General features: G+C 72.5%; 16 protein-coding genes. 4 read left to right on the top strand and 12 right to left on the bottom strand.

From position 1 onward, the window contains the following. Together DW299_RS07915 and DW299_RS07910 are read left to right on the top strand one after the other, a co-directional pair. A partial coding sequence (locus DW299_RS07915) for a sensor histidine kinase (RefSeq protein WP_240745344.1) occupies positions 1-617 on the top strand: 617 nt, incomplete at its 5' end. Continuing rightward, entirely contained in the window at positions 614-1,285 is a 672-nt protein-coding gene (locus DW299_RS07910) for a response regulator (protein WP_136032732.1), read from the top strand. The genes DW299_RS07915 and DW299_RS07910, both read left to right, overlap by 4 nt. Here DW299_RS07910 and DW299_RS07905 read toward each other — a convergent pair. Next, positions 1,267-2,085 (bottom strand): TspO-related membrane protein, encoded by an 819-nt coding sequence (locus DW299_RS07905; RefSeq protein WP_136036268.1) that lies wholly within the window; start codon positions 2,083-2,085, stop codon positions 1,267-1,269. The two genes, DW299_RS07910 and DW299_RS07905, sit on opposite strands and share 19 nt — an antisense overlap. A gap of 154 nt (positions 2,086-2,239) precedes the next feature. Between DW299_RS07905 and DW299_RS07900 the strand changes: the two genes are divergently transcribed. Then, positions 2,240-3,490, top strand: coding sequence for a glycosyltransferase family 4 protein (locus tag DW299_RS07900; protein ID WP_168443097.1), 1,251 nt, complete (start codon positions 2,240-2,242; stop codon positions 3,488-3,490). 16 nt (positions 3,491-3,506) lie between these two features. Here the strand turns inward: DW299_RS07900 and DW299_RS07895 are convergent, their stop codons facing one another. Next, complete coding sequence (locus tag DW299_RS07895) at positions 3,507-4,073, bottom strand: TetR/AcrR family transcriptional regulator (protein ID WP_136036266.1); 567 nt, start codon at positions 4,071-4,073, stop codon at positions 3,507-3,509. A 96-nt stretch (positions 4,074-4,169) separates the two neighbouring features. Between DW299_RS07895 and DW299_RS07890 the strand changes: the two genes are divergently transcribed. Further along, a complete protein-coding gene (locus DW299_RS07890) occupies positions 4,170-5,012 on the top strand; it encodes an alpha/beta fold hydrolase (protein WP_136032723.1) in 843 nt (280 codons plus the stop codon). A 120-nt stretch (positions 5,013-5,132) separates the two neighbouring features. Here DW299_RS07890 and DW299_RS07885 read toward each other — a convergent pair whose 3' ends face one another. The 10 genes from DW299_RS07885 to DW299_RS07840 all read right to left on the bottom strand — a co-directional run. After that, positions 5,133-7,220 (bottom strand): iron ABC transporter permease, encoded by a 2,088-nt coding sequence (locus DW299_RS07885; protein ID WP_136036265.1) that lies wholly within the window; start codon positions 7,218-7,220, stop codon positions 5,133-5,135. After that, positions 7,217-8,248 carry an ABC transporter substrate-binding protein gene (locus DW299_RS07880; RefSeq protein WP_136036264.1) on the bottom strand — a complete coding sequence of 344 codons (1,032 nt, stop codon included), beginning with the start codon at positions 8,246-8,248 and terminating at the stop codon, positions 7,217-7,219. The genes DW299_RS07885 and DW299_RS07880 overlap by 4 nt, the downstream gene beginning before the upstream one ends. Positions 8,249-8,276: 28 nt before the next feature. Further along, positions 8,277-9,116, bottom strand: a complete 840-nt coding sequence (locus DW299_RS07875; protein WP_136032718.1) for an ABC transporter ATP-binding protein — start codon at positions 9,114-9,116, stop codon at positions 8,277-8,279. Between the two features lies 1 nt (position 9,117). After that, positions 9,118-10,077: a siderophore-interacting protein gene (locus tag DW299_RS07870; protein WP_136036263.1), complete on the bottom strand. Its 960-nt coding sequence runs from the start codon at positions 10,075-10,077 to the stop codon at positions 9,118-9,120. Then, positions 10,067-10,867, bottom strand: a complete 801-nt coding sequence (locus DW299_RS07865) for an ABC transporter ATP-binding protein (RefSeq protein ID WP_136032714.1) — start codon at positions 10,865-10,867, stop codon at positions 10,067-10,069. The genes DW299_RS07870 and DW299_RS07865 overlap by 11 nt, the downstream gene beginning before the upstream one ends. Further along, a complete protein-coding gene (locus DW299_RS07860; RefSeq protein ID WP_136036262.1) occupies positions 10,864-11,937 on the bottom strand; it encodes a FecCD family ABC transporter permease in 1,074 nt (357 codons plus the stop codon). Before DW299_RS07860 ends, DW299_RS07865 begins: the two co-directional genes overlap by 4 nt. Then, a complete protein-coding gene (locus tag DW299_RS07855) occupies positions 11,934-12,977 on the bottom strand; it encodes a FecCD family ABC transporter permease (protein WP_136032710.1) in 1,044 nt (347 codons plus the stop codon). The genes DW299_RS07860 and DW299_RS07855 overlap by 4 nt, the downstream gene beginning before the upstream one ends. A 28-nt stretch (positions 12,978-13,005) precedes the next feature. Next, on the bottom strand, positions 13,006-14,031 hold the full coding sequence (locus tag DW299_RS07850; RefSeq protein ID WP_136036261.1) for an iron-siderophore ABC transporter substrate-binding protein: 1,026 nt from the start codon (positions 14,029-14,031) through the stop codon (positions 13,006-13,008). A 188-nt stretch (positions 14,032-14,219) separates the two neighbouring features. Continuing rightward, positions 14,220-14,423: a cold-shock protein gene (locus tag DW299_RS07845; protein ID WP_136036260.1), complete on the bottom strand. Its 204-nt coding sequence runs from the start codon at positions 14,421-14,423 to the stop codon at positions 14,220-14,222. A 75-nt stretch (positions 14,424-14,498) separates the two neighbouring features. Continuing rightward, positions 14,499-14,839: response regulator transcription factor (locus DW299_RS07840; protein ID WP_136036259.1), on the bottom strand; the 341-nt coding region annotated here is incomplete at its 5' end.

The raw sequence follows: 14,839 nt of genomic DNA, 5'->3' as shown, positions 1-14,839 counted from the left end.
TCGGTCTCCGGGCCGCGCAGGGCCTGTCGGCGACCGACCGCGCGGAGCTCCTCGCCACCGCCGACGAGAGCCTCGCGACCCTGTCGACCCTGGTGACCGACCTGCTCGACGTGAGCCGGGTGGAGGCGGGCGTGCTCGCGGTCTCGGCCTCGCGCGTGGACGCGGCCGGTCCCGTGCTCGCGGCGGTCGACGAGCTCGGTCTCGGCCCGTCCGAGGTCGACCTCGCGCTCGACCCCGCCCTGCCCGCGCTGTTCGCCGACCCGGTGCTGCTGCAGCGCGTGCTGGTGAACGTGATCGCGAACGCCCACCGTCACGCCCCCGAGGGCAGCCGGGTGCTGGTCACCACCAGCCGTCTGGGTGAGCGCGCCGAGATCCGCATCGTCGACCGGGGCGCGGGTGTGGCGCCCGAGCGCCGCGACCGCATCTTCCAGCCGTTCCAGCGCTTCGGCGACACCGACAACACGACCGGCCTCGGCCTCGGGCTCGCGCTGTCGCGCGGGTTCACCGAGGGCATGGGCGGTACCCTGACACCCGAGGACACGCCGGGTGGCGGACTCACGATGGTCATCTCCCTGCCGCTCGCCGCAGGGCCTGCCGACACGGAGGGCACGGAGTGAAGCTCCTCATCGCCGACGACGACCCCCAGATGGTGCGGGCGCTGCGCATCACGCTCGCCGCGCACGGCTACGAGGTGGTCGTCGCCGCGGACGGCGCCGCCGCGATCGCCGCCGCGGCGCAGTCGCACCCCGACCTCATCATGCTCGACCTCGGGATGCCGCGGCTGGACGGCATCGAGGTGATCCAGGCGCTGCGGGGGTGGACGACCGTGCCGATCATCGTCGTCTCCGGTCGCACGGGTTCCGCCGACAAGGTCGAGGCGCTCGACGCCGGGGCCGACGACTTCGTCACCAAGCCGTTCCAGGTGGACGAGCTGCTGGCGCGACTGCGGGCGCTCTCCCGCCGCGCGGTGGCCGCCAACGGCGAGTCGGTCGTGGCCTTCGGCGACGTGGTGGTGGATCTGGCGACCAAGACGGTCACCCGCTCCGGTACCCGCGTGCACCTGACGCCGACCGAGTGGCGCATGCTGGAGCACCTGGCACGGCACCCGGGGGCGCTGGTCACCCGGCAGGATCTGCTGAAGGAGATCTGGGGCAGCGCGCAGGTGTCCGACTCCGGCTACCTGCGCCTGTACATGTCGCAGTTGCGCAAGAAGCTCGAGAGCGAGCCCTCCTCGCCCGTGCACCTGCTGACCGAGGCGGGCATGGGCTACCGGCTGGTGCTCTGAGGCGCGAGGGTCGGCGGGGTCGTGCGACGCCGGCGCACGACGGCCACGACCCCCACGAGCACCAGGACCGCGGCCACCACGATCGCGGCGATGGCGGTCGGCGTGCTCTGCGGCTCGCCGGTCAGACGACCGACCGCGAGCCAGGCGAGCCCCCACGCGGTGGCGAGGGCGGGCGCGAGACGCCCGGTGAACCACGCGCTCGCGGCACCGATGAGCAGCACCACGGCGAGCACCGCGATGGCCCACACCTCCGCCTGCTGCTCCGCGCTCTCCGGGACGGTCTGCGTGAGCCAGGCGGCGGTGTTGGCGACGGTGGCGATCGTGACCCAGCCGAAGTGGAGCCCGTTGGCGCCGTCGGTGAGCACGCGGTCGACGGCGCTGCGGGCGGGGAATCGTCCCAGCAGCACGATCACACGCGCGAGCACGGCGAGCAGCAGCGCGATCACGAGCACCGTGAGCCACAGCGTGAGGTAGCGGGCGGTCACGAGCCACAGGCCGTTGAGCACCATCGACAGGGCGATCCAGCCGCCGACGGCCTCCTGCCGGGGGTCCTGGCGGCGGGCGGGAAGGGCCTGCCACGCCGTGTAGGCGAGCAGGCCGAGGTAGATGAGCGACCAGATCGAGAACGCCGGTCCGGCGGGCGCGAGATACGAGCCCTGAGCGGACAGCGCACCGTTCTGCAGTTCGTCGACCGAGGTGCCGCCGAATGCGCCGGCACCGATGGCGGCGGCGATCAGCATGAACACGGCCGCCGCGATCACCAGGCTCTGGCGGAGGATGCCTTTCGTCGAAGTCTCCATGCCGCGACTCTAGGGTGACGGCACCGCCGCCGCAGCGCCCTTGACAGCCCCGCCGCCGATCGCTAACCAGGTAAGAGACTTGTGCCACCCCGCGTCATTCACCCGGCAGGTAAGATGTTACGTTTGACAGCACTCTGTTCCGCACGACCTGGGGGTGACCGCCGTGAGGATCGCACTCGTCTGCGACTACGCACTCGACCGCATCGGAGATGCGCAGGCCGTCGTCCTGCGCGAGGCGGAGCTGCTGCGCTCCGCGGGCGACGAGGTGGTGGTCATCGGCGCGGCGCAGCCGGGGAGCGCGCCACGCCCCGTGCCGCCGGGGGAGGCACCGATCCTGATGGCCGCCGCGTGGGTCATCCCGGGCGTCGAGATGCCGGCGATCCGCAACAGTCGTGCCCTGCGAGCGCGGCTGCGGCGCCTGTTCCGGGAGCGGTCGATCGACGTGGTGCACGTGCACTCGGAGTTCGGCCTCACCGCCGCGGCGATCCGGGTGGCCCAGGAGCAGGGCATCCCCGTCGTCCACACGGTGCACACCTTCTTCTGGCAGGGACCGGACCTGCGACGATTCGACCGGGTCGCGGCGGCGGCCGTCCGCGGACTGGCCCGCGTGCTGCGCGGACGCCCTCCTCGCACCGCCCTCGCCGACACCCCGCGCGCGATCGATGCCGCGGTGCGCAGCGTCACGCTCGACGCCGCACTGGAGGCCGACGCCGTGATCTCGCCCTCGGCGCATCAGGCCGAGGCGCTGCGGATCGCCGGGCTGCCGGAGGTGGAGGTGGTGCCGAACCCGATGCCACCGCGCGCGATCCCCGGGGTGCCGCTCCAGGCGGTCGAGCTGCCGCTGCAGGTGCTGTGGGTGGGCCGGCTCACCCTCGAGTCGGGGATCCTGGAGTTCGTGCGCGCGGTGCGACGGGCCGGGGAGGACCTGCCGCCGGGGTCACTCGTGGCGCGGATCGCGGGAGACGGACCGCTGTACGCCGAGGCGCGCGAGGTCGCGGGGACCGCGGCGCCAGACAGCGGCAGCAGCATCCAGTTCCTCGGTCGCGTCGAGCCGGAGAGCATCCAGCCCCTTCTGCGTGACTCGCACCTGCTGGCCGTCACGTCGTTCGGGCTCGACCCGCAGCCGGTCGTGGTCGCGGAGGCGTTCCGGGCGGCGCGGAGCGTGCTGTACGTCGACCCTCGGCTGCGGGAGGGCCTGGCCGAGGCGGGGATCCTGTGCGGCTCACCCGATGCGAAGGGCATGGCGGCGATGCTGCGCGAGCTCGTGCACCACCCCGGGATCGTGGTCGAGCGCTCACTGCGCACCGTGACGGCGTCGCACCCGTTCCAGCCGGAGCAGCACCTGCGGGGCGTGCGCGAGGCCTGGGATACGGCGGCTCGGCGGGCGGCCGACGACGACACCTGACGAGAGGTGCCGAAGCTCAGGCGGTGGCGAACGCCGCGTCGATGAGCACCTCGGCTGCCCGGCGCGCGTGCACCGCCGCCTGCGGGTCGGCCGAGATCGCCGCGGTGCTCTGCGCCCCCTCGGCGAGGATCGAGAGCTGGGCGGCCAGCGTGGCCGGGGCACCGGTGTCCGCGACCAGCGCGGCCATGTACTCCTGGAACGAGGCCTTGTGCGCGCGGACGATGGAGGCGACCTCGGGGTTCGTCCCGCCGAGCTCGCCGAATGCGTTGATGAACGCGCAGCCGCGGAAGCCGTCGCTGCAGAACCAGTCCTCCAGGTAGCCGTAGACGGCGAGCAGCCGCGCGCGGGGCCCGTCGCCCGCGGCGGCGACAGCGGCGGAGAGACCCGACTCCCACTCGGTGTGCCTGCGGGCGAGGACCGCCGAGACGATGTCGGTCTTGGCGGGGAAGAGCGAGTAGAGGCGACGCAGCGACACGCCGGCGGCCGTGCGCAGCTCGTCCATGCCGACGGCCGCGTATCCCTTGCGGTAGTAGAGCTCCTCCGCGGCGGAGAGGATGCGCTCGCGAGCGTGGTCTTCGGTCATGTGCAGAAGTCTACTTGACATGAGAACGCTCGTTCTCTAGATTGGACACATCGAGCGAGAACGATCGTTCTCACCGGAACCGAAAGGACCAGGATCATGGGCTACATCACCGTCGGGAACGAGAACAGCACCCCGATCGAGCTGTACTACGAGGACCAGGGATCCGGGCAGCCCGTCGTGCTGATCCACGGCTACCCGCTCAACGGGCACAGCTGGGAGCGCCAGACGCGTGAGCTGCTCGCCCAGGGCTACCGCGTGATCACGTACGACCGCCGCGGCTTCGGCCAGTCCTCCAAGGTGGGCAGCGGTTACGACTACGACACCTTCGCCGCCGACCTCAACACCGTGCTCGAGACCCTCGACCTGCGCGACGTCGTGCTCGTCGGCTTCTCGATGGGCACCGGCGAGCTCGCCCGCTACGTCGGCCGCTACGGGCACGAGCGCGTCGCCAAGCTCGCCTTCCTCGCCTCGCTCGAGCCGTTCCTCGTGCAGCGCGACGACAACCCCGAGGGCGTGCCGCAGGACGTGTTCGACGGGATCGAGGCCGCCGCCAAGGGCGACCGCTACGCCTGGTTCACCGAGTTCTACAAGAACTTCTACAACCTCGACGAGAACCTCGGCACCCGCATCAGCCAGCAGGTCGTCGACGCCAACTGGAACCTCTCGGTCACCAGCGCCCCGGTCGCCGCCTACGCGGTCGTGCCGACGTGGATCGAGGACTTCCGCGGCGACGTCGAGGCCGTGCGCGCGGCCGGCAAGCCCACGCTCATCCTGCACGGCACGAAGGACAACATCCTGCCGATCGACGCGACGGCCCGCCGCTTCCACCAGGCCGTCCCCGAGGCGACGTACATCGAGGTCGAGGGCGCGCCGCACGGCCTGCTCTGGACCCATGCCGACGAGGTCAACGCCGCCCTGAAGGACTTCCTCGCGAAGTAACCCCCCTCCTCCACCCACCCACCCCGGCTCGGGGATCGAAAACGCACCTCCGGACGCCCCCGGGGGTGCGTTTTCGATCCCGCCACGGGACGAACGGACAGGGCGGGCCGAGGGGCGGGGTCAGGCGTCGCGCGAGCGCCAGAGCAGCCAGACGAAGTACGGGGCGCCGATCAGCGCGACCACCAGGCCGGCCGGCAGCTGCGCGGGCGCGATGACCGTGCGACCGATCGTGTCGGCCACCGCGACCAGCAGCCCGCCCAGCAGCACGGCGACCGGGATCACCCGCGCATGCCGCGCTCCCACCAGCGCCCGGGCGGCGTGCGGCGCCACGAGCCCCACGAAGCCGATCACCCCGATCGCCGTGACGCTCAGCGCGGCGAGCACGGCCGCCACCGCGAGCAGCAGCAGGCGCACCGGCTCCAGCCGGATGCCCACCAGCCGCGGCGTGTCCTCGTCGAGCGACAGGACGTCGAGCTCGCGGCGGCTCGACACCACGAACGGCAGTGCGATGACCAGCACGATCACCAGCGGGAGGATCTGCTCCCACGCGCGACCGTACGTCGTGCCGGACAGCCACGTGTAGATCCGCGGGGTGTCCCACGGGTTCGACCGCAGCAGGAAGAACGTCGTGAGCGAGACCGTGAAGTACGACACCCCGATACCCACGAGCAGGAACCGGTCCGCGCTCAGACCTCCTCGCCACGACAGGAGGTAGACCAGGGCGAACGCGAGCAGCGAGCCCGTCACGGCACCCGCGATCATCCCGCCCGTCGACGACGCCGCGCTCGTGATCACCAGCACGGCCCCCAGCCCGCCGCCACCGGTGACCCCGAGGATGCTCGGGTCGGCGAGCGGGTTGCGGCTCACCCCCTGGATCAGCGTGCCGGAGAGGGCGAGCGCGCCTCCCGCCACGACCGCGGCCACGACCCGCGGGGCCCGCTCGTCCAGCGCGAACGCGATCGGCGGGGCCGCCTGCCCCTGCAGCCACAGGGCGATGTCGCCCGTCAGCAGCCACGTGTGACCGGCGAGCAGCCCGAGCAGCAGCACCCCGGCCACCCCGAGCGCCACGACCACCAGGGTCACGCGGAAGCGCACGCGGCTGCGCACACCGAAGCGCACGCGCGGCGGCTCGCGGGTGGGGCCGGCGTCGCGCAGCCGTCGGGCCATGAGCACCAGCACGATCGCGCCCAGCAGCGTCGTCGCGACCCCCGTCGGGATGAGGATCGCGGCCTCGGCGCCGATCAGCGCCCGCAGCAGGGCGTCGGCCAGGATCACCACGATCGCGCCGAGCAGCCCCGCGGCCGGGATCAGCAGCAGGTGCCGGTTCAGGCTGGGCACCACGCGGGACAGCAGCCGCGCGAGCACCGGCGCGCACAGTCCGACGAAGCCCATCGGTCCCGCGAGCGTGACCGACACGGCCGTCAGCGTGACCGCGAGGAGGATGCCGATCGCCCGCGTGGAACGGATCGGCACCCCGAGCGACGAGGCCGTGTCATCGCCGAGCGCCAGGATGTCGAGGCGTCGGGCGAGCACCAGGGCCAGCACGGTGGCGACCACCACGACCGGGGCCGCCTGGAGGAACGCGGTCAGCCCGAGCTGCGACAGGCTCCCGCTCCCCCACGCGAGCAGCCCGGTGGTCTCCTCGTCGAACAGGATCAGCAGGGTCGAGGTGCCCGCCTGGAAGGCCAGCGCCAGGGCCGTGCCGGCGAGGATGAGGCGCGTGGTGGACGAGCCGGCACCGCCCGCGAGCCCGAGCACGATCCCGGCCGCCACGAGCCCGCCCGCGAACGCCACCGCCCCGGACGCCCACACGGGCACGGCGATCCCGAACGCGGCGAGCGCCGTGACCGCGAGGTACGCTCCCGCGGTCACCCCCAGCGTGTCGGGCGAGGCGAGCGCGTTGCGGGCGAGCGACTGCAGCAGGATCCCCGCCACGCCCAGGGCGACCCCGACCGCGACGCCCGCGGCCAGGCGCGGGATCCGCGAGCCCCACAGCACGTCGGCCGGGGGCAGCACGGCCCCGCTCGTGCCCTGCGTGAGATGCCAGCCGGCGACCGCGACCAGCAGCACCGCGAGCAGGACGAGCACCCCGACCCCCGTCAGGAGGGCCTTCGGCCCGCGACCCTCCGCCTCGACGGAGACGGCGGTCGCGCGACGCTCCGGCGCCGCGGGATCCGTCGTGTCGTCGAGGCGGAGGGTCTCGGTCACTTCGAGAGCACCTCGACGAAGCCGTCGACGATCTGCGCGGTCGAGCGGGGGCCGCCGAACGTCCAGATGCCCGCGGGGAACGCGGTCAGGCGGGAGTCGGCCACGGCGGGCAGCGAGGTCCAGGCCGGGTTGTCGGCGAGGGCGTCCATGATGTTCTCCGAGTCGGGGTCTTCCGTACCGGTGTAGAACAGGTTGGCGTCGCCGACCGTGGTCATGCCCTCCACGTCGGTCTGCCCCAGGCCGTACACCGGGTCGACCGTCCCGGTCCAGGCGTTCACGAGTCCGAGCTGCTCGCCGACCTCGCCGACGAGCGAGCCCTGGCCGAACGGCCGCAGGGCGACGTTGCCGCCGTCGACCCAGCCGTCGAAGAACACGAAGTCGCGTGTCGCGAGCTCGCGGTCCGCCAGCTCGGCCTTCGCGTCGTCGAGGTGCTGCTGGAACTCCGCGGTCACGTCGTCGGCGCGCTCCTCACGACCCGTGACCTGCGCGATCAGGTCAAGCGTGTTCAGCATCTTCGCGATGGGGTCCTTCGCATCGGCGCCCACCGTCGCGAGCACCGGCACGTCGTACTCCTCGAGCTGGGCCACGATCGGGTCGTCCGTCCCGCGCACCTCGACGATCACCAGGTCGGGGTCGGTGCCGAACAGGGTCTCCAGGTTCGGCTCCTGCCGCGTGCCCACATCCACGACGTCGTCCGGCAGCTCCTCCGCCGACACCCACGTGGAGTAGCCCTCGGCGTCGGCGACGGCGACCGGGGCCACGCACAGCGTCAGCGCGTCCTCGATCTGCTGCCACTCCAGCACCGCGATGCGCTCGGCCGGCCGGTCGAGCTCGACCGTGCGGCCCAGGTCGTCCGTCACCGAGACGGCACCGGTCGAGGTCGAGGTCGCGTCGTCCGCGCAGCCCTCGCTGGTCGAGACGGGCGCTGCGGCGTCCGAGGCGGACGGCGTCTGCGTGGTGCCGCACTCGGCGAGCGCGAGGGTCAGCACACCACCGAGGGCGAGCACGGCCAGGGGGGTCTTCTTCATCGGGTGTTCCTCCAGGGGTGGGGGTGGATCAGAGTGCGGTGCCGGCGCGATGCCGGGCGTGATGGCGGCCGCGCGGTCGCACGCGCACCAGCCCGGTCTCGTCGTCGACGACGGTGTCGATGCGCAGCCCGTAGACCTCCGACAGGTTCTCGCCCGTGAGCACCTCGACGGGGGTCCCGGCGGCGTGCACGCGCCCGCGGTGCAGCAGCACCACGTCGTCGGCCACCGAGGCCGCGTGGTCGAGGTCGTGCAGCACCACGCCGAGGGCGGTGCCGTGGTCGTCGGCGAGCTCGCGCACCAGGTCGAGCGTCTCCACCTGGTAGCGCAGGTCGAGGTGGTTGGTCGGCTCGTCGAGCAGCAGCACCCCGGTGTCCTGGGCCAGCGCGGTCGCCAGCCACACGCGCTGCAGCTCTCCGCCCGACAACTGGTCGACCGGGCGGGCGGCCATGTCGGACAGCCCGGTGAGCGCGAGCGCGCGGGCCACGGCTGCCCGGTCGGCCTCGGTGATGCCGGCGAAGCGACCGCGGTGGGGGTGCCGCCCGTACGCGACCACGTCGGACACCTCGATGCCGGACGGGTGGGGACGCGACTGCGACAGCATCGCCACGGTCTTCGCGAACTCCTTCGCCGACAGGGCGGCCGCATCCCGCGGCTCGTCCCCGCCGACGCGCACCGTGCCGCCGTCGATGCGGTGCAGGCGGGCGAGGGCGCGCAGCACGGTCGACTTGCCGCTGCCGTTCGGGCCGATCAGCGCCGTCACCCGCCCGGGGGCGAGGCGCAGCGACACGTCGTGCACCACGCGGGAACGGCCGTAGCCGAGCACCAGGGAGTCGCCCTGCAGGGCGGGCCGCCCGTCGGTCGCGGTCACGTCAGCCCCGCATCGCCACGCCGCGGCGCCAGTAGCCCATGAACGCGACCTGGCGGCGGTCGATGCCGAGGTCCTTCACCAGGTGCCGACGCAGGGTCGTGACCACGCCGCTCTCCCCCGCGATCCAGAAGTAGCGCTCCACCGGGGTCACGGTCGCGGGGTCGATGTCCTCGCCGAGACCCGAGTACTCCGGCGTCTCCCACAGCAGGTCTTCCGTGTCGACGTCCTTCACCCGGATCTCGTCGGTCGCGTCGGCGTCTCCGAGGTAGCCGAGCACCGCGGGGATGAGCCGGAGGCCGTGCGGCTCGCCCACGTCCCGGGGCAGCCAGTGCACCTCCACCCCGGCGGGCGGGTCGATGCGCAGCACGTCGGCCGGCGACGGCACCTCGATGAACGCGACACCGCGGAGGTCGCGCGGGGCGTCCTCCAGGATGCGGGCGATCGCGGGGGCGGCCGTCTCGTCGCCCGCCAGCACCACGGAGTCGGCGCGACCGGGGCGGTACTCGGCACCGCCGTGCGGAACGACCCCGCGCCGCGGACCGACGAGCCACAGCTCCTGCCCCACGGCGGCCGCGCTCGCCCACCGCGATGCGGGCCCGGTGAGCCCCGGCTCCAGGTGCAGCACGAAGTCCACGTCCACCTCGGTCGTGCCGTCGGCGGCCACCCGCAGCTCGCGCACCGAGTACGTGCGCATCGCGCCGCGTTCGGCCTCGGGCACCGCGAGGTAGGAGCCCCACCAGTCGTCCGTGGAGCGGTCGATCTCGGGCAGCACCCCGGACGCGGGCGGGAACACGAGCTTGATGCGGCTGTCGAACACCGCGCCGGGGGTGCCCAGTTCACGCAGGTCGTCCCCGCCGAGGGTCACCCGCACGAACGAGGGCGACACGCGTTCCACGGCGCGCACCTCGGCGCGGGTGAGGAGGTAGGTCGGGCGTTCGGTCGTGGTCGTCTCAGCGGACATGATGCCTTCCGATGGGGGTGACCATCGGCTTCCCGGAGACCGGGTCGACGGTGATCTGGTTGGGCAGCCCGAAGACCTCTTCCACGAGCTCGGCGGTCACCACGTCCTGCGGCGACCCCGTGGCGTGCACGCGGCCGTCCTTCATGGCGACGAGCTCGTCGGCGTAGCGGGCGGCGAGGTTGAGGTCGTGCAGCACCATCACGATCGTGGTGCCGCGGGCGACGCTCAGGTCGGTGAGCAGGTCGAGAACCTCGACCTGGTGGGCGACGTCGAGGAACGTGGTCGGCTCGTCGAGCAGCAGGATGTCGGTCTCCTGCGCGAGGGCCATCGCGATCCACACGCGCTGACGCTGTCCGCCGGAGAGCTCGTCGACGCTGCGGTCGGCGAGGTCGCTGATGCCCGTGGCGTCGAGCGCATCGGCGACGACCTCGTAGTCGTGCGCGCTCCAGCGCGACAGCGCCCGCTGGTGCGGGTGGCGTCCGCGCCCGACGAGGTCGGCCACCGCGATGCCCTCCGGGGCCACGGGCGACTGCGGGAGCAGCCCGAGGATGCGCGCGACCTCCCTGGTGGGGCGGGTGTGCACGGACGTGCCGTCGAGCACCACCTGGCCGGCCACGGGCGACAGCAGCCGGGCGAGGGCGCGCAGCAGGGTGGACTTGCCGCAGCCGTTCGCGCCGACGATCGTCGTGATCTTGCCCGGGGCGATCTGCAGGTCGAGCCCCTCGACCACGGTGCGGTCGCCGTAGGAGAGCGTCACGCCCTCGGCGGACAGGGTGTGGGCGGCGGTCACAGGGAGCCTCCGGTGCGGTTGGTACGGATGAGGAGGTAGATCAGGTACGGCGCGCCCACGACCCCGGTGACGACGCCGACGGGGTAGCGCGTGCCGAGCGCGAACTGGCCGATGAGGTCGCCCGCCAGCACCAGCACCGCGCCGACGAGACCGCTGGGCAGCAGCAGGGTCGCGCCCGGTCCGGTGAGCCGGGCGGCGATCGGTCCCGCCATGAAGGCGACGAACGCGATGGGGCCGGTGGCGGCGGTCGCGACGGCGAGCAGCGCGACGGCACCGAGGATGAACACCACGCGGGTGACGCCGACGCGCACGCCGAGGCCGGCCGCGGAGTCGTCGCCCAGCTGGAGCGCGCCCAGGGCCCGCCCCTGCGTCAGCAGCAGCGGCACCAGCACGACCGCGGCGATCGCCATCGGCAGCACCCGCTCCCACGAGGCGTTGTTGAGGCTGCCGGTGATCCACTGCATGGCGGTCTGGATGTCCCAGTTCGCGGCGCGGGAGAGCAGGTAGGCGATGACGCTCTGCAGCATCGCCGCGACCCCGATCCCGATCAGGATCAGTCGGGCGCCGGCGAAGCCGCCCTTGATCGCGAGCAGGTAGATCGCGAGCGCGGTGACGAGGGCGCCGGCGAGTGCGAGCAGCGACACCATCGGGCCGTTGAGCGAGAGCACGACGATCCCGAAGACCGCGGCCGCCCCGGCGCCGTGCGAGATCCCGATGATGTCGGGGGAGGCGAGCGGGTTGCGCAGCATGGTCTGGAAGGTGACGCCGGCCATGCCGAACGCGAGCCCCGCGAGGATGGCGAGGATCGCCCGCGGCAGCCGCAGGTCGCCCACGGTGAACGACGCCCCCGGCACGGTCTCGCCCAGGATCACGCGGATCACCTCGTCGAGCGGATAGAACGTGTTGCCCACCATGAGCGCGACCGTGAACAGGGCGAGCACGACCACGGCCAGCGCGACCGTGACGAGCGCGTGCCGGCGGTGACGGGCCCGGCGTCCGGCGATCACCCTGGCCGTGCGGGCGGCCGCGGACTCCTCCGCGCGGACGAGCGTGTGCTCCGTGGTGCTCACAGCTCCCTCACCCTCTGTCGGCGGACGATCCAGATGAAGAACGGCGCCCCGATGATCGCGGTGATGATGCCGACCTGGATCTCGTCCGACGACGGCGAGATCACCCGGCCGACGATGTCGCTCGCGGTCAGCAGGGCCGCTCCCGCGAGGGCCGAGAAGGGCAGCAGCCAGCGGTGGTCGGTGCCAACGAGCAGGCGGCACAGGTGCGGCACGATGAGCCCGACGAAGCCGATGGGCCCGGCGATCGCGGTCGCGGCTCCGGCCAGGATCACCGAGCCGAGCGCCGAGACCGCGCGCGTGCGCGCCACGTGCTCGCCGAGCCCCGTGGCCATGTCGTCGCCGAGTGCGAGGGAGTTCATGCCGCGGGCGGTCACGAAGCACAGCAGCGCGCCGACCGCGAGCACGGGGGCGGTGATCGCGATGCGCGGCCACTCGGCTCCCCCGACCCCGCCGATCTGCCACGACTGGAAGGTCTGCAGCAGATCGACCCGCGGCAGCATGACCGCGCTGATGAGCGAGGCGAACGCGGCCGAGGTCGCCGCGCCCGCCAGGGCGAGCTTGAGCGGGGTGGCGCCGCCGCGGCCGAGCGACCCGACGGCGTAGACGAACACCGCGGCCGCCGCGGCGCCGGCGATCGCGAACGCCATCTGGCCGTACGGGTTGCTCAGCCCGAAGAACGCGATGCCGAGCACGACCGCGAACGACGCCCCGTTCGAGATGCCGAGGATGCCGGGCTCGGCGATGGGGTTGCGGGTCACGGCCTGCATGGTCGCCCCGGCAAGCGCGAGCGCGGCGCCCACGAGCAGCGCGAGCACCGTGCGCGGGAGGCGCTTGATCACCGCGGCCTGCCCGATCGTGTCAGACTGTCCGCCCAGGGCGGCGAGGATGTCGTCGAGGGAGACCGCGCGTGCCCCGAACGACACCGAGAGCACCGCCAGCACCAGCAGCACCACGACCCCGGCGCACAGCCAGAGGGTGCGCGCCAGCACCGGGCGCCGCAGGGCGGCGGCGTCCGGTGCGAGCACGGGTGCGGAGATCACGATGACTCTCGGCGGTGGTGCGACGCGGTTACGGCGCGAGCGGTGCGGCCAGGATCGCCAGGTAGTCGTCGAGGCCCCACGGGATGGACAGCGGCGACGGGTTCGCCGAGGCGGCGATGGGCGTGGCGTTGGGCAGGATCGCGACGCGGCCCTCGGCGATCGCGGGGATCTTCGACAGCAGCGGGTCGGCCTGCAGCGTGGCGAGGGTCGTGTCGTCGCCGTAGGTGACCAGCACGTCGACGTCGTCGAACTTCTGCGCCTCCTCGGCGCTCACCTCGAGGTTGAACTTGTCGCTGCCCACGCTCTCCTCCACGATCGCGGGGAACGGCAGGCCGAGGGAGTGGAGGTACCCGGGGCGCGTGTCCGCGGCCGTGTAGTAGCCGATGGTGCTGAGGTCGCTCGGGTCGAAGTACGCGAACAGCACCTTCTTGTCCTTCAGCACACTGTGGGCCTCGAGCGCGGTGTCGGCGTCGGCGTGCAGCTCATCGATCAGTGCCTCGCCCTCGTCCTTCAGCCCGAGCGCGGTGGCGTTCATCTCGATCATGTCGTCGACCGACGTGCCCCACTGGACCTCGGGGTAGGCCACGACCGGCGCGATCTTGGAGAGCGTGTCGTACTCCTCCTGCGTCAGGCCGGAGTAGGCCGCGAGGATCACGTCGGGCTCGGTGTCGGCCACGGCCTCGTAGTCGATGCCGTCGGTCTCGTCGAACAGAGCCGGGCTGTCGCCGCCGAGTTCGTCGAGCTTCTCCTCGACCCAGGGGAGGATGCCGTTGTCGTCGTCGTCTCCCCAGGTGGCCTTGCTCATGCCGACCGGGACGATGCCGAGCGCGAGCGGGACCTCGTGGTTGGCCCAGGCGACCGTGGCCACGCGCTCGGGCTTCTCGGTGATCGTGGTCTCGCCGAAGGCGTGCTCGATCGTGACGGGGAACGCGTCGTCGGAGGCGGGGTTGCCGCCCGAGGAGGAGGTCGACTCGGGGGCCGAGGACGAGCAGGCGGCGAGCGACACGGCGAGCGCGGCGGCCGCGCCGATGGCGAGCAGGCGAGAGATGCGCACAGGCGTTCCCTTCGGGATGGGAGGAGGGGTGGCGGCACGAGAACGCGCCCGGCCTTTGGTAAGCCTCGCCTAATCTAACCCGAAGTTAGGTCATCCTCAATTCGATGACACCGCACGGAGGTCCGGAGGGATGCGAAAAGCCGGTCGGATCCGATGGATCCGACCGGCTTCAGGAAGTCAGCGCACGCTCAGAGAGCGCGGATGTTCGCCGCCTGCATGCCCTTGGGGTCACGCTCAGCGTCGAATTCGACCTTCTGGTTCTCGCGGAGCTCCTTGAAACCGGAGCCGGCGATAGCCGAGTAGTGGGCGAAGAGGTCTTCCGTGCCGTCATCAGGAGCGATGAAGCCGAAGCCCTTCTCCGCGTTGAACCATTTCACAGTGCCAGTGGCCATGTGTTTTCTACTTTCTGTTAAGCCGGCCGCTGACGCGGCCTGCACCGCACCGGAAGATCCGACACGCGTGCTCGGTCACGCTACCACGGCGGACCTGCCCGACGTCGGGTCAAGGGCCTGCCGTGTGAGCGCCGCCTCCGTGCGCGTGCTGACCCCGAGCTTGCGCAGCACCGCCGACACGTGCACGCTCACCGTCTTCACGCTGATGAACAGGCGCTCCCCGATCTGACGGTTGCTGAGCCCCTCCGCGATGAGGTCGAGCACCTGCTGCTCCCTGGCGGTCAGCAGTTCCGCATCGGCGGGCGCTGCTCCGGCACGCAGGCCCGCGGCGTCGGCGAATCGTGCGATGGCGGCCCGCAGCGGGGCATGGTCCCACTCCTCCGCGAGCGCGGCGGCCTCGGCGACCACGGCGGAGG

Source organism: Microbacterium sp. K35 (assembly GCF_004794375.1).
Taxonomy (GTDB): domain Bacteria; phylum Actinomycetota; class Actinomycetes; order Actinomycetales; family Microbacteriaceae; genus Microbacterium; species Microbacterium sufflavum.
Note: the sequence above shows the minus strand (reverse complement) of the source record. Positions and strands in the feature narration are given on the sequence as shown.

Coding starts and splice junctions, on each gene's coding strand:
- DW299_RS07890 (WP_136032723.1), top strand. CDS start 4,170: ATGGGCTACATCACCGTCGGGAACGAGAACAGCACCCCGATCGAGCTG.
- DW299_RS07880 (WP_136036264.1), bottom strand. CDS start 8,248: ATGAAGAAGACCCCCCTGGCCGTGCTCGCCCTCGGTGGTGTGCTGACC.
- DW299_RS07870 (WP_136036263.1), bottom strand. CDS start 10,077: ATGTCCGCTGAGACGACCACGACCGAACGCCCGACCTACCTCCTCACC.
- DW299_RS07845 (WP_136036260.1), bottom strand. CDS start 14,423: ATGGCCACTGGCACTGTGAAATGGTTCAACGCGGAGAAGGGCTTCGGC.
- DW299_RS07905 (WP_136036268.1), bottom strand. CDS start 2,085: ATGGAGACTTCGACGAAAGGCATCCTCCGCCAGAGCCTGGTGATCGCG.
- DW299_RS07895 (WP_136036266.1), bottom strand. CDS start 4,073: ATGACCGAAGACCACGCTCGCGAGCGCATCCTCTCCGCCGCGGAGGAG.